Annotated in this window: 19 protein-coding genes; 6 read left to right on the top strand and 13 right to left on the bottom strand. The window is 41.2% G+C overall.

Annotated features, from left to right (window positions below; translation table 11 throughout):
• Window positions 1–2 precede the first annotated feature (2 nt).
• From V8Z93_RS07515 to V8Z93_RS07495, 5 genes are read right to left on the bottom strand one after another with little or no spacing between them, the layout of a single operon-like run.
• Entirely contained in the window at window positions 3–1,070 is a 1,068-nt protein-coding gene (locus V8Z93_RS07515; protein ID WP_439431150.1) for a DNA cytosine methyltransferase, read from the bottom strand.
• Window positions 1,067–2,200: a DNA cytosine methyltransferase gene (locus tag V8Z93_RS07510; protein ID WP_439431149.1), complete on the bottom strand. Its 1,134-nt coding sequence runs from the start codon at window positions 2,198–2,200 to the stop codon at window positions 1,067–1,069. Before V8Z93_RS07510 ends, V8Z93_RS07515 begins: the two co-directional genes overlap by 4 nt.
• Complete coding sequence (locus V8Z93_RS07505) at window positions 2,200–3,864, bottom strand: DEAD/DEAH box helicase family protein (RefSeq protein ID WP_439431148.1); 1,665 nt, start codon at window positions 3,862–3,864, stop codon at window positions 2,200–2,202. Before V8Z93_RS07505 ends, V8Z93_RS07510 begins: the two co-directional genes overlap by 1 nt.
• Before the next feature lie 9 nt (window positions 3,865–3,873).
• Complete coding sequence (locus V8Z93_RS07500) at window positions 3,874–6,240, bottom strand: AIPR family protein (RefSeq protein ID WP_439431147.1); 2,367 nt, start codon at window positions 6,238–6,240, stop codon at window positions 3,874–3,876.
• A 1-nt stretch (window position 6,241) separates the two neighbouring features.
• Window positions 6,242–6,556, bottom strand: coding sequence for a helix-turn-helix domain-containing protein (locus tag V8Z93_RS07495; protein ID WP_439431146.1), 315 nt, complete (start codon window positions 6,554–6,556; stop codon window positions 6,242–6,244).
• A 259-nt stretch (window positions 6,557–6,815) separates the two neighbouring features.
• On the opposite strand from V8Z93_RS07495, the gene V8Z93_RS07490 reads away from it, so the two are divergent.
• Window positions 6,816–7,112 (top strand): nucleotidyltransferase family protein, encoded by a 297-nt coding sequence (locus V8Z93_RS07490; protein WP_439431145.1) that lies wholly within the window; start codon window positions 6,816–6,818, stop codon window positions 7,110–7,112.
• A gap of 93 nt (window positions 7,113–7,205) precedes the next feature.
• On the opposite strand, the gene V8Z93_RS07485 is transcribed toward V8Z93_RS07490, so the two are convergent.
• Window positions 7,206–9,740 carry a KAP family P-loop NTPase fold protein gene (locus tag V8Z93_RS07485; RefSeq protein ID WP_439431144.1) on the bottom strand — a complete coding sequence of 845 codons (2,535 nt, stop codon included), beginning with the start codon at window positions 9,738–9,740 and terminating at the stop codon, window positions 7,206–7,208.
• 2,090 nt (window positions 9,741–11,830) lie between these two features.
• Window positions 11,831–12,118, bottom strand: a complete 288-nt coding sequence (locus V8Z93_RS07480; protein ID WP_203040306.1) for a hypothetical protein — start codon at window positions 12,116–12,118, stop codon at window positions 11,831–11,833.
• 197 nt (window positions 12,119–12,315) lie between these two features.
• Between V8Z93_RS07480 and V8Z93_RS07475 the strand changes: the two genes are divergently transcribed.
• On the top strand, window positions 12,316–13,677 hold the full coding sequence (locus tag V8Z93_RS07475) for an MATE family efflux transporter (RefSeq protein ID WP_439431143.1): 1,362 nt from the start codon (window positions 12,316–12,318) through the stop codon (window positions 13,675–13,677).
• Window positions 13,678–13,988: 311 nt separating this feature from the next.
• On the opposite strand, the gene V8Z93_RS07470 is transcribed toward V8Z93_RS07475, so the two are convergent.
• The 5 genes from V8Z93_RS07470 to nusB form a co-directional block, all read right to left on the bottom strand.
• Window positions 13,989–14,438 (bottom strand): DUF5606 family protein, encoded by a 450-nt coding sequence (locus V8Z93_RS07470; RefSeq protein ID WP_203049000.1) that lies wholly within the window; start codon window positions 14,436–14,438, stop codon window positions 13,989–13,991.
• Between the two features lie 34 nt (window positions 14,439–14,472).
• The gene (gene coaE / locus V8Z93_RS07465; protein WP_439432838.1) at window positions 14,473–15,066 is read right to left on the bottom strand and encodes a dephospho-CoA kinase; all 594 of its coding nucleotides are present in this window, start codon (window positions 15,064–15,066) and stop codon (window positions 14,473–14,475) included.
• A 51-nt stretch (window positions 15,067–15,117) separates the two neighbouring features.
• On the bottom strand, window positions 15,118–16,086 hold the full coding sequence (locus V8Z93_RS07460; protein ID WP_439431142.1) for a CdaR family protein: 969 nt from the start codon (window positions 16,084–16,086) through the stop codon (window positions 15,118–15,120).
• Window positions 16,087–16,108: 22 nt separating this feature from the next.
• Entirely contained in the window at window positions 16,109–16,423 is a 315-nt protein-coding gene (gene yajC, locus V8Z93_RS07455; RefSeq protein WP_203040302.1) for a preprotein translocase subunit YajC, read from the bottom strand.
• A 120-nt stretch (window positions 16,424–16,543) separates the two neighbouring features.
• Window positions 16,544–17,590 (bottom strand): transcription antitermination factor NusB, encoded by a 1,047-nt coding sequence (gene nusB / locus V8Z93_RS07450; protein WP_203040301.1) that lies wholly within the window; start codon window positions 17,588–17,590, stop codon window positions 16,544–16,546.
• A 308-nt stretch (window positions 17,591–17,898) separates the two neighbouring features.
• Here nusB and V8Z93_RS07445 point away from each other — a divergent pair, with 308 nt between their 5' ends.
• The 3 genes from V8Z93_RS07445 to V8Z93_RS07435 are packed head-to-tail and all read left to right on the top strand — an operon-like array spanning window position 17,899 to window position 19,548.
• A complete protein-coding gene (locus V8Z93_RS07445; RefSeq protein WP_203049003.1) occupies window positions 17,899–18,501 on the top strand; it encodes a 50S ribosomal protein L25/general stress protein Ctc in 603 nt (200 codons plus the stop codon).
• Between the two features lie 49 nt (window positions 18,502–18,550).
• Window positions 18,551–19,123 (top strand): aminoacyl-tRNA hydrolase, encoded by a 573-nt coding sequence (pth, locus tag V8Z93_RS07440; protein ID WP_203040299.1) that lies wholly within the window; start codon window positions 18,551–18,553, stop codon window positions 19,121–19,123.
• Between the two features lie 2 nt (window positions 19,124–19,125).
• Entirely contained in the window at window positions 19,126–19,548 is a 423-nt protein-coding gene (locus V8Z93_RS07435) for an RNA-binding S4 domain-containing protein (RefSeq protein WP_203040298.1), read from the top strand.
• A 313-nt stretch (window positions 19,549–19,861) separates the two neighbouring features.
• On the opposite strand, the gene V8Z93_RS07430 is transcribed toward V8Z93_RS07435, so the two are convergent.
• On the bottom strand, window positions 19,862–19,987 hold the full coding sequence (locus V8Z93_RS07430; RefSeq protein ID WP_256624761.1) for a hypothetical protein: 126 nt from the start codon (window positions 19,985–19,987) through the stop codon (window positions 19,862–19,864).
• A gap of 299 nt (window positions 19,988–20,286) precedes the next feature.
• Between V8Z93_RS07430 and V8Z93_RS07425 the strand changes: the two genes are divergently transcribed.
• Window positions 20,287–20,838 (top strand): porin family protein, encoded by a 552-nt coding sequence (locus V8Z93_RS07425; RefSeq protein ID WP_439431141.1) that lies wholly within the window; start codon window positions 20,287–20,289, stop codon window positions 20,836–20,838.
• Window positions 20,839–20,848: the final 10 nt, after the last annotated feature.

Genomic DNA, 20,848 nt, shown 5'->3' with positions numbered 1-20,848 from the left:
AATTACATTTTCATTATGTTATTATCAATCAAAAAAGATAAAACTGCATAGATAGTATTAACACTAACCGCATTACCAGCTTGCTTATATAAAGCACCATCAGCCACACCTGCCTTGCTAGCATCAGAGGCAAATGAAGCAGGAAAACCTTGTAGCATAAAAGCTTCTTGCGGTGTTAATCTTCTTATTGATATCTTTGCCAGTTCTTCCTTTGACATCCATGTAGAAGGTCTAACTTCTCCTTTACTGTCGATGAACATATCACTATAATAATTATCTTGACATGCACGATGCATTTTATGCATAGAAGCCGTAAGGGTTCTTGCTACAAGCTTATCAATTTCAGAATTCGATTTAAACTTACCGCTACCATCACTAAGAATGGTTGGTTTTATCCTCTCTGACAAATAGTACTTCTCTGAAACGTTCTTCGCCAACACATCTATTGTATTGTTATAGAAACTGAGAGAACAATCATTCCGTTCTAACGAATTGAAATGTTGAGACACCAACTCATTTGTAAACTCAAACTCTCCGTATTTTGAACTTCGTGCAAAAATTAGTGTTCTATTTCTCACTTGTGGAAGTCCATAATTTACAGAATTGAAAACATCATGATGAACAATATATCCTTCCGCTGACAATTCTTGCAATATTCTACGAATTGTTTTACCACTATCATGAGTCATTAAATTTTTCACATTCTCCAACAAAATATACTTAGGATGTTTGAGCTTTACTATATCCATTATCCGGAAGAACATCTGACCTCTATCTTCCTTGAAACCAGCCATCGCCCCCATCACACTAAAAGTCTGACAAGGAAAACCACCAGTTAACAATTCAAAATCTGGCAGTCCAACAACATTATGCTCATCAGAAGTAAATTCAACTATATCTCCCAATTCTATTTCACCGTTTGTATTATAATTGGTCTTATAGGTTAAGACGGCTTTAGATTCGATTTCAGAGAATCCAATACATGTTACAGGTACATGATAATCCTGTCCAACCAAATCTATGGCTCGACGAAATCCTCCAATACCAGCAAATAATTCTAAATGTCTCATGCCTCTATAAATTTCATAATACCCATACCTATAGCCTTAGCTAGCTTTACAGGAACAGCATTTCCTACTTGAGCATACCACAAATTCTGGGCTCCAGTCAGCACATAGTCATCTGGAAAGGTCTGAATCCTGGCAGCTTCACGTGGACTTAGCCCTCGTGCCTCCCAGGGATGGATATACATATTACAATCAAACTTCATATGAGATGTTATAGTCTTACATATCTGAGTTTCATCCAATTTATAATACTTATCCTTGAAGATGCCGTTTCTTCTCGAATATGGCATAATATCAGCTATTGAATCATGCAAAGAATTAGCCCCTTGAGGTAAGCGACGATAAATTTCAATATCTCGAGGGTTATTGTACCTATTCTTATGATTATATAACTTATCAATATGTCTATATCCATTGATGAAATGGTAGAATTCTGTTTCTGGATACACAAACTGTCGTTCAGTAAATCCAGACCGTTCATTCTCTTCATTTTTCCCAATTCTTTTTCTAGACTCAAGATGAGGCAACCCCTCAAGAGCATCCTTCAAAACGAACGGAGAACGTCCCTGTTTGAAAATTTCTTCAAAAATATCATTAGGATTTACTCCAACACGATTGCCTATCATTATGAAGCGTTCCCTGTTTTGAGGTACGCCAAAATCTTGAGCTTTCAAGAGTCTATAATCAAACTGATACTCCTCACCTAGATATTTAGCAAAATCATCCTTTATCTCTCCTATTTTTTTAGACATCCCTTTAACGTTCTCCATTATAAAGAACTTTGGACGTACTTGACTTAAGAAATAAAGATAAGCTTTATACAACTGATTACGTGGATCATCCAGAATTCTCTGGCGATTTGCCATAGAAAATCCTTGGCAAGGAGGTCCACCACATACCAGCGTTATATCTTCCAGATATTCTTTATAGTCATCCAGATTTTCATTTAAATCATTAATGTCACCGACAAAATAATGATCTTCATCCAGATTATGATTTTTTTTGTATGTATTACAAAACGTTTCGACAATTTCATTCACGAACCATGGAGTAAAGCCTGCTTGTTCCAAGCCACAGCTCAAGCCACCACATCCGGCAAACAAATCGACTATCTTGTATATTTTCTTAGACATTACTCAGTAATCCTTTCTAATTTTCCATTAATATAATATTCCTCACTGTCTGCAGTATTCTGCACCACAGCTCTATCATTGATAAACGGTCCGATATTATAGTACTTCGGCTTAACCTTAACCGTTCCATTTGCAAGCAAGATACCCCATTTTCCATTTTGCTTAAACGGAATATATCCTTTATGGTAAGGGCGCATCTCTTCATAGATGGGTGGAACTATCACCCTGTTGTTATGATTGCAAACACCATACAAACCATTCTTTCTAAATACATTGTACTCCGAAAGACTTGCTGCCTGATTAGCAGCATCAGGCCTTATCTGAGCATTACCTTCTGCATGTTCTACAACAACCATTTCTTCATCATCCTCAGAATAATCAGGCTCATACTCCGAATCAGAATCAAGAATCAAGTCACGTTTGATACCTGAACCATCATTATAGCCTTCCTCATTATCAGTACCAAGGAAATGATACCGCCAATGACGGTTTGCCATCGGAGTACCGAAACGATTATAAAGTCCTACGTTGTCCAATATAACCGTAGTCTCCTTGCCTTCCGATATTCGAAGACCTCTACCCACCTGCTGGAGATAAAGCGAAAGCGACTTGGTTGGTCGAGCCAACTGTATAAACTCTATATCCGGACAGTCAAAACCTTCTGAGAAGATATTGACATTCACGATAACCTCTATACTTCCATTGGCAAAGTCTGCTATCTTTTGCTCACGCTCAGCGGTTGGAGTTGTACCATCTATCATACAGACACTAACGCCCTTTGTAGCATATAACTCACAGATATGATTGGCATGCTTGCGGTCGATGGCATAGATAATACCCTTTTTTCCTTTGGCATATTTCTCGTAGCTTTTATATAAACCGGCACGTATCTTATCCTTGTCTATCACAGCACTCAACTCAGAATCCAGATAATCGCCATCAGCCCCCATTCGGTCGATTCCATTAATGGCATGCTGAACTTCCGAGGTTGGCTTGATACTGATGTAATCATAATTGGCCAGATAGCCCTGATTAACAAACCATTCGATACTCTTTGCCAATACAATATCACCAAACAAAGCCGTAAAACCACAGTGGCTCATACGCCACGGAGTAGCCGTAACACCCAGTTTTTTACTATTGGGGAACATCTCCCAAAGCTTCTGGTATCCTGGCGCCATGCAATGATGAGCCTCATCTATGATGATAAAGTCAAATTGCTCACGGCGCATCATCTCATAATGCCTACGACTCATGAAGGTTTGGATAGAAGCTACCTGTATAGACTGGTCCAAATCCAGTTTCTCTCCGCTTACGATCACTCCATGAGGGATATCCCCCAGCTTCTTGCTTGCTTGCCTTATCAATTCCCTACGATGGGCTACAATCAATATCTTAGATTCATGACTATGAAGGTTGCACCATCTCAAGATATCCTTAACAACAGAAGTAAAGACAATTGTCTTGCCTGTACCAGTAGGCATCTGAAGCATCACATTGTCTATCTTATCCCAAAGGCCATAAACATTGTGTTTCATTTCCGCCTGGTAAGGACGCAAGCCCACATCATCCGACTCAATATGAGAGAATCGGATGGCAGGGCGTTCGAAGGGTTCCACCTTCTCCACTTCCTCGTCAAGATATATGTCTTTATCTGTTATCATTTTAATTCTTTATTTTTCGTTCCAACCAGCATCCACGGCTTTCTCGTAAATGTCGAGAGCCCATTTAGATTGCTTGTATGTCAATGCACGTCCCCGTTTTGAAGAGAAAGCCACCTGACCTATGAATGCCTGCTCCTTTGGAGTCAGTTCACCAGGATTATCTTTTGACCATTTATTCAAGGCAAACCATTTATCCGTCTCCACTTCCTTAGCCTCATCCATCTTTTTCTTCTGGCCTTCGGTTATCTCTTCATCAACATCACCTACACCGCCCAAGAGTTCTGCTGGTATATTGTATTTATCGCCTTCTTGTGAAAGCTTTGTTTTGAGAGCATCCCAGCAAAGAGTAGCCTTTGTCCACTCATTGATATTCTTACCCTCATCTACATCTATCAAATGCTTATAAACAAATGGTTCTATATCTTTTACATAAAGCAGAACCTTGTAGAGCATTGTTGCCTTTAAGCGTTCAATATCCTCTTGTGGAATTTCCTTTGGTACATAACGATTTTTACGTCTGCCATTACCATCCGTATATGATTCCTTAATCTTGTATGTAATATGCTCTGCACCACAAAGGAGTTTGGCATAAACATTATAAATATCCAATGTCAACTCGTTGTAAACCGAAGGACTGATTACACACTGCTCATTCCAAATAGCATCAAGATTCAATGCTCTACCTGAATTCAGCGACAGCAAAGACATCGTATAAGCTACCATGTTCGACTTATATCCAGGCAATGCCAATCCATCTTTACCATACAAAGCATCTATGCCCTTGAAGAGGATAGCCTTTGCTATTGTACGCTGGTAACGAGTCTTATCGAAATGAGCACCATTACGTTTCATCTTGTCAAAGAACTTAGTATAGTTATTCTCGCCACCCTTACAAACACTGGCAGGATCCTGCTCCCAGCTCATCACAAATTTAGAGAGCGTAGTTTTGTCAAACATCTGATTCTTTGGATATTCTGCATAGAACTCTTTTTCTGCCTTGCTGGAGTTTTGACGTTTTGCCTTATCCAAGTACTGCCCACGAGTTCGTTCAAAGAACCATTTGCTCACAGGTTTACCACTGATATTCAGAACCCATGTTTCACGAGATTGCTGCTCTAATTCTACGAGGAATCCTTCATTGATGTTAAAGTCAGACTTCTTGACAGCGGATTGCGTATTGGCAAATCTCGAGATCTTCGGAACTATCGCAGACAGATTATCCTTATCCTTGACAACAGAGATTTTCATAGCCACATAGACAGAAGCCAATTGTGAATAATCAACGTCTTTCATGCCCATAACAGCACTGATAGCCGCTGTAGTCTGACCACCATTAACTATCTGCCAAGATTTAATCTTGGTTATAGCAGAGCCTTCTTCATTCAGTTTTACATCAGAAGCCGTGGCAGAGATACCATTGTTATAGGCAAAGAACATATCAGGTTCAGGCAAGGTATCCTCCATACCTTTTTTGCGTTCAACAGCTGTTGCCGTATGCCCTATCAATGTATCACGGATGCCTTTGTTTGAAGCTCCCTTAAATTGAAGGAATGTACGAACATTCATCTCCAGTATCTGCTGGTGGTATTTATGGTAAACTTGCGAAAGCACCATACCTGGAATAATACAGAGATAACACATAACATGGTCAGACACGTCTGGCATCTTGACACATGGCAATGTGCAATTGTAATCACCTTCGAAATCAACAACGATAGGCTTTCTACCAGATATGATATTATCTTGCTGCATAATGCGCTTGGCATCCCAGACATAGAACTCGCAGGATGTACCATCCGCAATCTCTATGTTATCTTTTTCATAACTGACAGGTGCTATTGCATTGGTAAGGATAAACAATCTGATTCGGTCTATCTTGTTTGTACTATGAATAAGATCAGCTACCTGATAGAGGTCACTCTTAGTATCATCCATAAATTTGCCCAACATTGCACCACTTACCGACTGATCGTAAAAGCGCTGCAGCCAGTTGAATTGGCGATCTAAATCATTAGCCGAAATATTAGAACCATTGTTTGGATCCTCATATATGGTCAAGAAGAGATCTATCGTTGTAAGGTCTTCATCACCATTAAAGCCCCATCCATCAAGTGCTACTCCATTTTTTGATTTGTAAGAGCAGATATTTACCTGATTCACATCTCCACATCCTTGAATATACCCTACGATAATTTGAGTCAAATTGTCTTTAGGATTATCAGACATCAAGAGCTGATCATCAAATTCTTCCTTGAACAACTCCACTTCCGACAACTCTCGTTCTATCACGTTACCGATTGTCTCATTGACAAAAGCAGCTTGCTCTTCAGCTGGTTTGAAATCATCAAAGATTTCGTTATTATCGAATTGTTCCATATTATTCGGCTATTTTGTTAGTTTTCTTATCATGTTCCATTTTTCTTGCTTCGATTTTCTCAACTTGAGGTATAATCTCAGTCTCAACTTCCTGCATGAAATCGACAACAGACATTCCCAACAAGTTACAAATGGTGCGGAGCTCTATAAAATCCATCCTGCGCTCACAAGTTTCAATCTTGCTCACATAAGATTGCGGAAGACCGAGCATCCCAGCCAACTGTTTCTGGGTAAGACCTCGCTCTTCTCGCTTGGTTCGTAACCGAGCTATCACCTTTTGGTAAAGTATTGTATGTACACTTTTATCTATTGCCATTTTATCAAAGTCATTTATTATTTTAATTTTAATAAGCAAAATTACCCTTTTTCCAATGAAAACCCAAACAGGGTTTTCCCTATAATAACCGAAAATACCTAACTATAGTTAGGTTTCATATCACGCTTTTCCTACATTTAACCCAAATTAACAACAAGACATAGCAAAATACAAAATAACATAGCATTATTTTCATTAATCTTTGCAAGATTCAAGATTTAATTATATCTTTGCGGTAGAAACAAATAAAATGCAAATTATGGAGTCAAGAGAACATTATATAACGCAGATTTCATCTCATTCCGAAGAGCTAAAAAAGAACTTCGGAGTTAAGTCGCTGTGCCTTTTCGGTTCGGTTTCAAGAAACGAGCAGAAAGAAGATAGTGACGTGGATATATGTGTAGAAATGGAACCTAAGGCATTCCTTGTTGTTAGACTAAAGCGTTATCTAGAAAACCTACTTGAAAGTCCCGTAGATTTAGTAAGAAAGCATAAGCACATCAACCCATACCTTCTTCGAGAAATAGAACAGGATGGAATATATGTTATCAAATAGAGCTGGCAGCGATAGCTGGGTATGGTACCGATTACTGCTACGCTTGGCACCAATACATCGCTATCGCTACTAAAGTACATTACTCATAAAAGTTTATGAGTCAAAATGCATCTCTTTAAAATCAAAATAGACAGAATTCTTAAAATCTGCTTTCTTAAACTCTTCGAGAAACTTTTTATATTCATTAAGCTTAGCTGATTGAATATTTAAACCATTTACAAATTTATAGTATTCATCCCAACCTTGCCATATATGAGAAACGACATTACTTATATAATATTGTCGATCAGTATTTGGTCGCAAAAACGAAATGGTATTCTCTGCGAATTCTTCTATGTGATTTATCGCATAATCCTTCATCGCTTTGCGTGATATATCAGAATGTTTTATTTCTTTATGTCTATACCCATCACTATGAGAAATCCAAACTTCATGTGAAGTATCTCGCCAGCAATATAATACATCAATCATTGGATGTTTTTCTTTTAAATATTGCAAAAAGATCTTTTGTTGAATCGCAATAACCTCATCTTCAGATAGAATAAAATCATCCACAAATGAACCATTGCAAAACAATTCACACAAAAAATCTAGCATAAAACTATTGATACCATTTTCATCTAAGCATTTTAAGAATTCATCTTTATCTTCTGTAAGGTAGTTATGTGGTTCTGCATTCAGGTCCTTCAACTTTTTAATTCGTTCTACCATCACCCGAGATTCGGGTTTATACTTATTCCCTATAGAGCCCAGATAAAACAACATATGAAGTTGCTTATAAGCATCTGCTTTATTTTGGGCATCTATCTCTTCAACTTTTTTCACCAAAGAGTATGACTTATTAACCATCCATTCCTGCAATGTCGGTTTCATTACTTCAAAAGGTAATTTCATCATTTTTTCAAATTGCACATCAGAAACGTCAGAATCCAATATAGAAGTATGCAAATACCTTTGGGTATATTCAGGTACATTAATTCCCTTACTACTTTGTGTTCTATATTCACCCCAAAGAGCATCCAGTAACTTCTTCAAACTATCAATCTTAGCTTTAGGCACAGATAGTGCTTCACTATTTTTCTCTATGTATTCTAAGATATTAAAACCCTTAAAGGGATACATTTTAGAAAGAATATCATCCTTTTCTTCAGGACCATTTTTTCCATTAAAATAAACATATTTTCCACTATTATTACACAACAAAATATCATCCTTTCTATCAACAATAAGTTCTAGGACAAAAGGATACTGCTGTCTTAAAATTTCCATTATAACATAATCACAGATATCGATTTCACCATGAAGTTTTTTAAGATGTAAAAGTAAAGCATTTGCAAGGCGTTTTATGTCCCTTATATTTCCTAGATAATTAAACACATTAATTGAATTAAACAATTCTCTGTTAAGCAGTTTGTCTACCTGTTCCATTTCTTCTGTATTCAAAAAAACAGATAATTTTTCCCGCAGAACAACTTTCAACTCATTATTTTTGATAATAGGAAGGAAAAACTCTTCTTGTAGTATCTTTTGAGAATAACTTAGGCTATGGGATGGAAAGACACTATTAAGACTATCCACAACATACTTTTTATCATAAGCCATAACAAAATACATAAAAGGCAAGTTTGATGTATTTCGTACTAATCTAAACAACTCCTCTATTTCATTTGGCCCTAAACGATCTATATCATCAATAAAGACAACTATTTTTCTCTGTATATTGCTGATATTCTTCTTCAAATCCTCATACTGTTCTTCAACTGTTTGAGAGGCAAAACACCCCAATATACTTCCAAGAAATTTCGTCGTAGAATTCTCAATACTAGACACAGTACGAGCATAACGAATTATATCATAAGAAAAAGAAGTACTATATGGCGCTAAAGATTTACTTAATTCTTCAAAGAACAAATATGTTAAATTAGATGACTTTCCATATTTCCATGGATGAAATGAAATGGTAACTACATCACCAGCCCAATTATTATCTATATGCTCTTTCAACATATACAAAAAAGAGGTCTTACCATTTCCCCAAGGGGCAACAACACCAAATGTAAAGGCATTTTTTTCTGTATTTGTTGCCAACAACTTTTCAGCAGCATCATGGGCATATATTTTTCTACCCAACAAATCATCCTCACTACGTGTTATTGGCTCATCTGCCAAAAATCCATCAGAAGAGATTTCGCCTTTCATTGAGACACTACGAAATAACCGCAAGATGAGATATTTTCCTGTGAGAACTGGAATAAAATCGACATAACAAAGAAAAGGAATATATGATATATAAGCTGAATCTGCACCAAGACGATACTTTCCCCAAAGAAATAGCATAAACAACCAGAAGCCTACAGTTTGATTACTTACGAGTATTCTTTTTTGATACTTCCTAAAAAAATCAGCAATAATACAGACCAATAGTATTACCAACACAACTGTCGACATCATACTAACAGTAAAGCCCTTCATTATTGGTAACAAATATGCAGCAAATAATGATTCCAATGTCTTATCAAAGCACAAATAAGCACCAATACAACATACCAACAATTTATTATCAAAAATAAATGTACGCAGATTATCCCAACCTCGATTAATCAATTTACAATTTATAATTATTTTCATATAAAAAAAGAGATTATACTTAACTTAAACAATACAACAATTCAACTACAAGACACTTTAAATTCAATTATGCAGTATTTATACTTAGTGCCCTCCTCATCAAATCGAAACCGACACAATAAATCTCGACATTTGATTTTTCGCACACATTGAAAGATTCTTCCTTTGGCTCCACGTTCTACAGCTGCCTTGATATCTTTAGACAAGAGTACCAGACTGGCTTTCTTGATAAAGCTGACCGAGAAGTTAAATGCCTTGCAACGACGCAAGTTCATCTGAATGGTTGACAAGAAGGTTGTCTCTGTATAATTGGTTAAGAACCTTGATTTCATAAGCCTTATTTTTTATTTCAAATGCAAAAGTACAAAAAAGATTCCACTTACGGTACTTTTCTCATATTTTTTTTCAAAATATTGGCTATACACAGCTATTAGGAATGCTAACATATAGTAATAGGAGGCCAAAATAAAAACTGTCACAACTGTAATGTAACGCTTTTAGTACGAGTAAACCCTAAGCGATTAAAAGTATATATTACTGGTTGTCAATACTTTAAGTCTAGCGACCCTGCGTTTCACAGGGTCGCTAGAATAGGTAGGTCTGGCTAATTTACTGTATCTACCAGTTGGCTGTCTCTACCCATACGCAGCATTTCGCTGCATCATGTGTATTAACACTCTGGTTTACAGCTATATACTCTTTTTAGTCCTATGCATCAAATGCTTGATTGTACTTGTCACGATTAGCTGTGTCTTGAGAATAATGATAGCAGCGAAAAAACAAAAAAAAGTCAGGTCTAGCGACGCTGCGAAACGCAGCATTGCTAGACCTAACCTAACTCTTTTGCTTGCTTTCATTACTTTTCCTTAACTCACATGCAGCTCATTACTCCGAGCAGTGTACCAATGGCTGTAGTCATACAAAAGTTACTTACCTGCGTTCCTACCATTTCGTGGAGTGCACTTTACTTTACGATACTTAATGTTCCCTGTCCATTTTTTTAGTGATTAGTGTGTAGTGTTTAGTGAGTAGCGAGCAATGAAGGAATGGTAAGTAACTCTTGGCTTTCTAAAAAATCAGAGGGGGACGATTTCTCTGAATGACGGTGCAAAGGTACTACTTTTCTCTGATACCACCAAAAAACACCCTGCACAGTTCTGTTAAACGGAATTAACATTTGTGGCGGATTCAGTTAAAAATAAAAACTCATAGATCTTTGGGTGAGAAAACTATGAGTTGATATCAGGAACTCTATGAGATAATACCAGGAACTCTATGAGATGATATCTAGAAAAGCTTAGTGCGTTTTTGCTCTCATTTAGCTCAAAAACGTTACAGTTACAGTTGTGACAGTTTTTTTCCGAAGGGGGTACCCCGTTTTTTGCAAGTTTCAATCTGTAAGTAGTATATAATAACTTATATATATAATATATATAAGTTCCTTCTATATAACGAAAGAAAGAGGGGTGCGAGAAAAACTGTCACAACCGTAACGTAACGCTTTTGCCTCACCAAGCGTTCATCAAGAAACCGCACAGAGGGCTACAGAATGTCTATTTATTTCACACAAAGATAGTCGTACAACTAAGTGGTATACAGTCGTACAACCAAAAGGTATACACTCATACGACTAAAGGGTATATGGTCGTACGACTAAGAGGTGTATACTCGTACGACAATTCAGGTTGTAGTTGTACGCTTTAAAGGTGTTGCGACTAGGCTCAGCAGACGTGCTGACTGCAGTCTGCAGACCTGCCGACTAGGCTCAGCAGGTCTGCTGAGCCTAGTCGCAACAGTCAAGAAGATACCTTCTCGAACCCCGAAAGATACCTTCTCGAACCCCGAAAGAGGCATACTTAACCCCCGAAAGAGATATTCTTGAACCCAAAAAGAAACATCCTTTAAATTAATATCCATAATCGTGGAATAAAATGCTATTTTCGAAACCGCTGTTTCCGAAATGGCGGTTTCGAACCCAACATTAACAAAACAAGCTGAATATCAGCTTGTTTGTTTGCTTATTTAAACTTTTTTAATTGTTTGAATATTGTTGATGTTTCCGAAATAGAGGTTCCGAACATAACGCTTTATCAAGGAAAAACCAACTCATAATTGGTGCTTCTGCCACCCTCTCCTGTGGGTCTCAATATGCCCTTGGCTATCAAATCCTTGATATCACGATTGGCCGTGTCCTGAGAACAATGATTTATCTTATACCATTTGGAGGAATTCAACTTGCCTTCAAAACCATCAAAAAGCATGTTGAGAACCTTACGCTGACGCTCGTTGATGGAAACCGTGCGATGCGCATCCCAAAACCTGGACTTGCGCAATACTCCTTCTGTTTTCGCAAAAGCAGCTTCCAGCGCTAACTTCAATGTCTGCAAAAACCACTGAATCCAAGGCGTCACGTCAAGACGCTAAGCACCCGAAATACAATTATCTCACATCACCAACAATTTTGAGAAGATTATTTGGAGTTCTCATAAAAAAGCTGTAACTTTGCCGATTCAAAGATGAAAGAGAAATCATAATCAATAATAATAGCATTAATAGTAAAATAAACAACCAAGTAATGAAGACTCATACGACATCAATAACAAGCCACAATAAACATCACTACCGGGAACTGCTTTCCATCGGTATTCCTATCATCATCGGACAGTTGGGTACCATCATCCTGGGATTCGCCGACACGCTGATGATCGGTCATCACAGTACGCCCGAACTGGCGGCTGCCGGACTGGTGAACAATATCTTCGGTCTCGTATTCGTATCCTACATGGGATTCACCTACGGACTCACCCCTATCATCGGCAGGCTTTACGGAGAGGAACGCACAGACTGCATCGGACAAAAGGTGCGCAACTCCTTCTTTGCCAACATGATTACGGGCATCCTCTTCACCCTGGTCCTCATCCTGCTCTATTTCAACCTGGGGCGCATCGGACAGCCGGAGGAACTGCTCACACTCATCCGCCCCTACTTTCTGGTGAACCTGGCATCGGTGCTCTTCATGGGCATCTTCTTCACGATGAAGCAATTCCTGGATGGTATCGGACAGACCAAGGTGGCGATGTGGGCGATGATTGGCGGAAACGTGGTCAACATCCTGGGCAACTGGGTTTTGATTTACGGTGTTGCGGGATTCCCGGAGCTGGGTTTGCTCGGAGCGGGCATCTCTACCCTGGTAAGCCGCATCCTCATGGCTACGGCGATGGTGGGCATGGTGATGGTGTGCAGGAAATTTGCTGATTACAGACACAATATCATTCATAGTGAAATCAACAAGGTGGATTTCAAGGAGATGAACCGGTTGGGATGGCCTGTGGCATTGCAATTGGGTATGGAATCGGCTGCCTTTACGCTGAGTTGCGTGATGGTGGGCTGGCTGGGCACCATTCCGCTGGCGGCTCACCAGGTGATGATTACCATTTCACAGTTGTTCTATCTGGTACTTTCGGGTATGGCGGCAGCGATGGCTATCCGCGTGAGCCACTTTATGGGACAGAAGGACTATGTTGCGGTGCGCCGCAATGCCTACGACGGATTCCGACTGAACCTGCTCTTCTCGCTGTGCATGGGTTTGCCGGTGCTCTTGCTCCGCCATCAGATAGGCGGTTGGTTTAACGACAATGCTGAGGTTCAGGCTTATGTGGCAGTATTGATTATCCTGATGATGGTATATCAATTTGGCGACGGCCTGCAGTATACCTTTGCCAATGCGCTGCGAGGCATCGCCTGCGTAAAACCGATGGTGCTCTATGCCTTCATCGCCTACTTCGTCATTTCATTGCCTTTGGGATATACCCTCGGTTTTCCATGCGGCATGGGCTTGCTGGGCATCTGGATAGCCTTCCCGTTTGGCTTGACCATAGCGGGCGAAATGTATCGAAGAAGATTTGAGAAGGAATTGAAAAAGATTGAAAAGAAATAAAGAATTAGAGGGTGTGTCAAAAGTTCAAGACACACCCTCTTTTTTGTTGCTTCATCGTTTTTCTTCATCGGATTACGCTGAGTTAACGGAACATTCTTGCTTCACGGATTACGCACGGAATTTAAACGGATTTGGCCTTACGGCCATTGGGCTAGCGCATTCGCATTCCAGCTTTAGGGGGTATCGCCACGACCGTTAGGTCGAGTTTCCGTTTAAAATCCGTGAGTAATCCGAGGAAGGCGGTTAAGGTTCCGTTTATTCCGCGTAATCCGATGAATAATGACACACCCTCCTAAAAAATCTGACGGGATTTACTCAGCAACCTGCTCAGCACGATCATCTACGTTCTCACCCTCTGTTGGAGCGAGAGTAGCCTTGAAATCGGTGATGCCGTACTTAGCGAGGATGTTGTACCACTGGAGGAGCTTCTTGATATCGCTGTCGTGTACACGGTCGCGGTCGTAGTTAGGAAGAACCTCTGCGAAGTAATCGTGGAGCTCAGCAGCTGGAGCCTTCTTGTAGTTGAAGGTGCTAGGCTTGCCCTCTTCCTTCTTGCTTACGCTGTCGAGAACCTCCCACAATGGAACCTCGTCTGCATCAGTATACATAGCGATGTCGCCAAGACTTGTAACGCGGTCTGTTGCGAAAGCTGGCACACGCTTGTGAGTCTCGTCGAGAGTCTCAACGATAAGAGTTCTGTTACCTCTTGAAACCAGTTTATAAAGGCCTGGCTTGCCTGCAATTGAAAGGATTGTTTCCATTTTCTTTATTCTTCTATTTTTTATATGATTTCTTTTATTTCAAATGAATTCCCGGATGATTCAAGCCATCCAAATAATTCAGCAGATTCACTACCTGCTCTTCCACATTCCTCACCCCATCATTCACGATTTCAAAATCAGAACGGGCTTTGAGTTCTTCCTGCGGCATCACGGCATCTATCCATTGCTGCGCCTTCTGCTGCGAGATATGATCACGCTGCATGATGCGTTCGATACGCACGGGGATGGGAGCTGTGACGCAGACCACGAAGTCGAAGTGGGTGCGACGATAGAAACCGCTATCAAATAGGATGGCACTCTCCAACCAGCTGCAATCGCTCTTTTCGAAATCGCGCGCCACGGCTGGATGCACCACATCATTCACTGCCTGCTTGTTTGCCTCGCCGGTGAGGATAAACTGGGCAAGCACGGGCTTCTGCAAGATGCCATCGGCACTATACACCTGCTCGCCTACCAACTTCTTCAAGCCGGTCTGCAAGTCAACATCCTGCCTCATCAACCGCTTAGCCCCGGCATCGCAGTCGTAAACCCTGATGCCGTGCTTCTCCAAGATTCTGCACACATAGCTCTTTCCGCTACCTATGCCCCCCGTTATAGCTATCTTCATCATAGTAGAAAAACTATCAACTATAAACTATCAATTATCAACTATAAACCATCACTGCTGTTCCAGCAGATAATCCACCCTATCTATTTCGAGCGAAGCCTTGCTCACGGAGCGTGGCACACTGCGAAGCTGCAAGGTGCATTTATCCGACGGATTGGCTGCCAACTCTTCGTAATCTACCACCACCTTAAACAGGTTTGGCTTGATGGTACGGAAGAGACTGGCTCCGATGGTAAACCTCACTGTCACCTTGGAAGGGAAGGTTCTGAGCACCATGCCCGGAGGCATATTGATGGCAGTAATCGGCACTTCGATAGCTTCTTCGGTCAGCACATCAGGATATACCGACAATCTAACCGTAGACGGAACGATTTTAACGCCACGAATCTTCCTGATCTTCACCGCCTGGCGGATGGTATCCTGAAGATTGCGGTAATTGAAAGGTTCTATCTCTACCGTCTGAAGCTTGTCAAGCTGCTGCTTGTTGGCATACACGGTGACCATAGACGGATAGAATTCCGTATGAGCCAGATAATAACTCTTGCTGGTCGTAATCTTACCCCTGAACACCACCGGCACCTTCTTGGAAGTTCCATAGGTGAAATAGAAGTCGAATGCACCCGGTTTTACCTGCAGCAGTTTACTGGAACCATACATCTGCGAGAGTACCTGCTTCTGCACATCCGTCAGCGGTATCACTCCCTTGCCTTCATCCTCATCAGCATAGTTGCTGAATCGGAAGACGAGAGGACGGAAATCGTAGGTAACGAGCGTGAATCCCTTATCTCTCACCGTAACGCGCACGGTATCAGGCAGTTCACCCGTTATCACGGCATTTCTAGGCACGCCGGTCAAGCGCATAGGAATCTTGAATTCTCTCTCCATGGTCTCATTGAGCGTCATCAACAACCAGAAGGCGCCGCTGAGAGCGAGAAAGAACAAAAAAATCAGAAACTCCTTATTCAGGCCACTGAACAGGAAGTTTCTGACAGCTTTCAATATGTTCCGAACACTACGCATGAGAGTTCCTAGTGAATCCTATTTATGCGTTAGGAGTCTGGCTGGCAGCATCGGCAAATACATAGCCCTTGGCTACAGTGATGACCACGCCACGTGCAATCTCCACATCTACAGTGTTCTGCTCAAGGTTTACATGCTTTACGGTGCCATAAACACCACCACCAGTAACCACCTTAGATCCCTCGGCGAGAGAGTTCTGGAACTTGCGTATCTCTTTCTGCTTCTTCTGCTGAGGACGAATCATGAAGAACCACATGATAGCGAAGATGGCTACCATCATAATGAGGAAACTCATGCTGCCACCACCAGCAGCTGCTTGCAATACTAAATTTGTCATGTCTTGATGTTATTATTTTGTTGAATTATCTATTTATCTATCTATTCACTCTATCATACCCTACATCATTCAATATATCATACACACTATATAATGTACGCGCGTACATTATAATATATACTACTTATCGTAATGTGGGTTATTTGGTTGATTTGGACGATTAGGATGATTTGTATGATTAGGATGCTGACCGCCTCTGTTATTCTTGCGCTCTGGCATATCCTTCTGGATGAGACCGCGAGAGTTGAGGAAACGGGCGATGTTATCGAGCATACCATTCACATAACCACCGCTGCGAGGAGTGCTGTATGCCTTGGCAAGATCCACATACTCGTTGATAGTAACGATGGCTGGGATGCCAGGGAAAGTCATCATCTCGGCGATGGCAATCTGCATAACTACCACATCCATGTAAGCCAGGCGTCCGAAATCCCAGTTGCGGCAGGCATCGCTGATGTAGCGCTGGTAGGATTCGCAATTGAGCAGGGTGGCACGGAAGAGCTTGCGGGCAAAGTCGCGGTCTTCTGCATCCTTATACTCTGGGAGCAACTCCTGGTTTGCCTTGTTGGCTGGGTCGAAGCGCTTGATGGTCTTCAGCACGAAGGTATCTACGATGTCCTTATCGTCGTTCCAATAGAGGCTCTTCTCTTCGAGCATGGCATCGAGGTCATCGCTGTTCATGATAAAAGCCTTGTAGGCACGGCGCCAGAACTCACGGTCGTATGCATAGTCATCGAGTTCTCCCTCCTCGTGGTCCTTTGTCATGGTACCATCAATATAGCTGGTATAGAGATCGCTAGAGACGATGGCAGTATAGAGCTTGCGGACCACCTCGATATCCTCTTCCCACGAAGACTTCTTGATATCAATCCATTCTACGAGCATCTTGTTCTCCTCCAACTGCGTAGCGAAGCGGTTGAAAGCCATTCTTGAAGAAGGCTCTGGTGTACCCTCACGCTGAGCTCGTGCCACCTCTACGTCATAACGCTTGCGAGCCTCCTGGGTGATAGCCACCATGAGCTGCAACATGTAGTTGTACAAATCATACGACTTTGAGAGAGCAAACATAAGCTCCTTTTCAGCATTATCAATATTATGATTGCTGTTCTGATAGTATGCATAGGTTAACTGCACAATCTTACGTCTTATCAAATCCCTATTAATCATTCTCTAATAATTTAAAAGATTTATTTATATATTTACCTAAAACACTGCAAATTTACATATTTAATATATAATATGCAAGAAAACGGGTAATCTTTTCTATTTTTTTAAGGTTAGAAGAGCGTTTTTAAATATTTAACGCATCATGAGTGAGAAAAATCGGGCTAAAATTTGCGTAATTCAAATAAAAGTAGTAATTTTGCACCCGCTTTGCGAGAAAACCTCGCGGGGCATGCTTAAAACAAAGCTAATCCGTGTGATGGCGAGTTAAGGCAAAATTATTATTCACAACTTAATTTAGAGTAACACAAATGAAAGAGATTAATGTAACAGGTCAGAAGCGTACAGACCTTGGCAAGAAAGCTTCTAAGGCATTGCGTAAGGAAGGTTTTATCCCATGTAACCTTTATGGTGAGAAGAAGGATGCTAACGGTGCTCCTGAGGCTTTGTCATTCGCAGTTCCATTCACAGAGTTGCGTAAGATTATCTACACTCCTCATGTATACGTTATCAACCTCATCATCGATGGTGAGAGCCGTACTGCTATCATGAAGGAGATTCAGTTCCACCCAACAACAGACGCTCCTCTGCACGTTGACTTCTACGAGGTGAACGACCAGAAGCCTATCACTATCGGTATTCCAGTGAAGTTGGTAGGTCTTGCACAGGGTGTACGTGATGGTGGTCGTATGAACCTCTCTATCCGTAAGATCAACGTTACTGCTCCATACCAGCAGATTCCTGAGCACCTCGATGTAGATGTTACAGAGTTGAAGATTGGTAAGAGCATCAAGGTAGGTGACCTCTCATTCGAGGGTCTCGAGTTGGCTACAAGCAAGGCTGTTGTAGTTTGCTCTATCAAGATGACACGTAACGCTCAGCTCGCTGCACAGGCTGCTGCTGAGGAGGCTTAATCGATAGTCATCAAAGATTTTACGAACCTGAGTAAAGCATTATCAAACATTGGATAAATATTTGATTTGTGGGCTTGGTAATCCTGGCGACGAATACGCTGATACCAGGCACAACACAGGATTTATGGTATTGGACGCTTTTGCTAAAGCGTCCAATATTCATTTTGAGGATAAGCGATATGGCTTCATTGCCGAGACTACGCTCAAGGGAAGAAAGATTATCCTGCTGAAGCCTACCACCTTCATGAACCTGAGTGGTAATGCCGTGAGATATTGGCTGAATCAGGAAAAGATTGACCAGAGCCGACTCCTGGTAATCAGCGATGAGCTCGCCCTGCCTCTCGGCGCTTTCCGCCTGAAGGCGAACGGAAGCAACGGTGGTCACAACGGACTGGGTCATATACAGCAGCTTATCGGTCAGAACTACGCCCGCCTGCGCATGGGTATCGGCAACGATTATCCACGTGGCGGACAGATAGACTGGGTGCTGGGTAAATACACTGAGGAAGACATGAAGCAGCTTCAGCCTGCCATCGACCTGGGTGTGGAAATTATCAAGAGCTTCGTATTGGCTGGTATCGACATCACCATGAACCAATACAATAAGCTAGGAAAGAAATAATCATGAAAGAATCAGCACGAATAGACAAGTGGCTTTGGGCTGCCCGCATTTACAAGACCCGCAGCATTGCTGCCGATGCCTGTAAGAATGGCCGCGTCATGGTGGGAGGCGTAACGAGAAAGCCTTCTTTCATCATCAAGCGTGGCGATGTGGTGAGCGTAAAGAAAGCCCCTATCACCTACTCTTTCGAGGTGCTTGATTGCATAGAGCAGCGTGTAGGAGCCAAAATGCTCTTCGGAGTCTATAAGAACGTGACCGATCCTAAGCAATATGAATTGCTGGAGATGAGTCGCATCAGCGGATTCGTAGATAGAGCTAGAGGCACTGGTCGCCCAACCAAGAAGGAACGCCGAGCCCTTGACGCCTTCGTAGATCCAGCCATGTTTGGATTTGACGAAGAAGGCTGGGACGAGGATGAAGAATAAAAAAGAGGATTGAATTAACTCGTTGAAGTTAATTCAATCCTCTTTTTCTTTATTTTCTGAACTTTCGTATGCGGTTTATGAACGGGCTGAAGGCCCAAAAGCTCCTAGCCCAGGGCAACGCCCTGGGTACATTAGCAGCAACAAGACGCCCTGTAAGGGCAAAAGCTTTGTAAATTGCCTGGTTCTTTTGAAGTTTTTGCCCTTACAGGGCGACAGGTTTGCGCCCGTAATAACCCAGGGCGTTGCCCTGGGCTAGGAGCTTCTGCCCTTTCAGGGCGTATGGAGCTTATTTGCGAAAAACAGTTTATTTATCTTAAGCCGAAAGGCTTTTTTCTTTCTTTTGCTTCTTTGTATCATAGATACCTATTCCTAATCCTACCAAACAAAGTAAGAAAAGGGTTCCTAATATAAGCCAAGTATTAAGTTCATGAGCATCCATATTTATTTTCCTTTCTTTTTTACTTTGCAAAGATACTACTTTTTATCAAACAATGCAAGAAAACGGGGATAAAAAAAATCTAAAAATATTCTATATGGTAACAATTTCGTATTTTTTCGCCCGATTTAAGCAAATAATCATTAATTTGTTTGGACTCTATTGTGAAAAATTATATCTTTGCACCCGAGAGATGATGGTAAGGCATGATAAATGGCTACCTCATTTCAGCTTTATAGTAACATACTATTTCAAAAGCTACGTGAATATTAACAGTTTTAAATTTATAATTTGAAAGAGTTATGAAGAAATTATTTGTTATGGCAGCTATGGCGCTGTCTTCAGTAGGTGCTTTCGCACAGCAGGCTGCAGGTACAACAACTCTCCAGCCTAAGGTAGGTTTGAACGTTGCTACAATCGGTGATAACGACTGGAAGGCTGGTTTCGCAGCTGGTGCTGAATTGCAGTATCAGGCATCAAGTAACTTAGGTGTTGCTGTAGGTGCTCTCTATTCTGTGCAGGGCTTCAAGGCCAAGGATGTAAAAGTTGCAGGTATGACTTTTGAAGGTGGTAAATGGAACCCAGGCTATATCAATGTGCCTATCACTTTGAACTACTATCCTGTATCTGGTCTCGCTCTCAAGGCAGGTTTGCAGCCAGGTTTCTTGGTTAATAAGGATGATGCTGAAGGCGTAAAGACTGTAGATCTCTCTATCCCAGTAGGTCTCTCTTACGAGTATCAGGGCATCGTATTCGATGCTCGTTACAACATCGGTGTAACTAAGGTTGCAGACAACTGGGATCACTACAACAACGTAATCCAGATTACTGTAGGTTACAAGTTCGCTCTCTAATCAATGAACT

Source organism: Segatella copri (assembly GCF_051861805.1).
In the GTDB taxonomy this organism is placed as follows: domain Bacteria; phylum Bacteroidota; class Bacteroidia; order Bacteroidales; family Bacteroidaceae; genus Prevotella; species Prevotella copri_M.
This window is presented reverse-complemented; position numbering and strand designations above follow the sequence as displayed.

Bases quoted from the DNA above. Each gene is read 5' to 3' on its own strand.
- V8Z93_RS07505 (WP_439431148.1), bottom strand. From the start codon at position 3,864: ATGATAACAGATAAAGACATATATCTTGACGAGGAAGTGGAGAAGGTG.
- V8Z93_RS07490 (WP_439431145.1), top strand. From the start codon at position 6,816: ATGGAGTCAAGAGAACATTATATAACGCAGATTTCATCTCATTCCGAA.
- V8Z93_RS07430 (WP_256624761.1), bottom strand. From the start codon at position 19,987: ATGGATGCTCATGAACTTAATACTTGGCTTATATTAGGAACCCTTTTC.
- V8Z93_RS07425 (WP_439431141.1), top strand. From the start codon at position 20,287: ATGAAGAAATTATTTGTTATGGCAGCTATGGCGCTGTCTTCAGTAGGT.
- V8Z93_RS07485 (WP_439431144.1), bottom strand. From the start codon at position 9,740: ATGAAAATAATTATAAATTGTAAATTGATTAATCGAGGTTGGGATAAT.
- nusB (WP_203040301.1), bottom strand. From the start codon at position 17,590: ATGATTAATAGGGATTTGATAAGACGTAAGATTGTGCAGTTAACCTAT.
- V8Z93_RS07470 (WP_203049000.1), bottom strand. From the start codon at position 14,438: ATGGAAACAATCCTTTCAATTGCAGGCAAGCCAGGCCTTTATAAACTG.
- V8Z93_RS07510 (WP_439431149.1), bottom strand. From the start codon at position 2,200: ATGTCTAAGAAAATATACAAGATAGTCGATTTGTTTGCCGGATGTGGT.
- coaE (WP_439432838.1), bottom strand. From the start codon at position 15,066: ATGAAGATAGCTATAACGGGGGGCATAGGTAGCGGAAAGAGCTATGTG.
- V8Z93_RS07475 (WP_439431143.1), top strand. From the start codon at position 12,316: ATGAAGACTCATACGACATCAATAACAAGCCACAATAAACATCACTAC.
- V8Z93_RS07435 (WP_203040298.1), top strand. From the start codon at position 19,126: ATGAAAGAATCAGCACGAATAGACAAGTGGCTTTGGGCTGCCCGCATT.
- V8Z93_RS07500 (WP_439431147.1), bottom strand. From the start codon at position 6,240: ATGGAACAATTCGATAATAACGAAATCTTTGATGATTTCAAACCAGCT.
- yajC (WP_203040302.1), bottom strand. From the start codon at position 16,423: ATGACAAATTTAGTATTGCAAGCAGCTGCTGGTGGTGGCAGCATGAGT.
- V8Z93_RS07445 (WP_203049003.1), top strand. From the start codon at position 17,899: ATGAAAGAGATTAATGTAACAGGTCAGAAGCGTACAGACCTTGGCAAG.
- V8Z93_RS07495 (WP_439431146.1), bottom strand. From the start codon at position 6,556: ATGGCAATAGATAAAAGTGTACATACAATACTTTACCAAAAGGTGATA.
- V8Z93_RS07515 (WP_439431150.1), bottom strand. From the start codon at position 1,070: ATGAGACATTTAGAATTATTTGCTGGTATTGGAGGATTTCGTCGAGCC.
- V8Z93_RS07460 (WP_439431142.1), bottom strand. From the start codon at position 16,086: ATGCGTAGTGTTCGGAACATATTGAAAGCTGTCAGAAACTTCCTGTTC.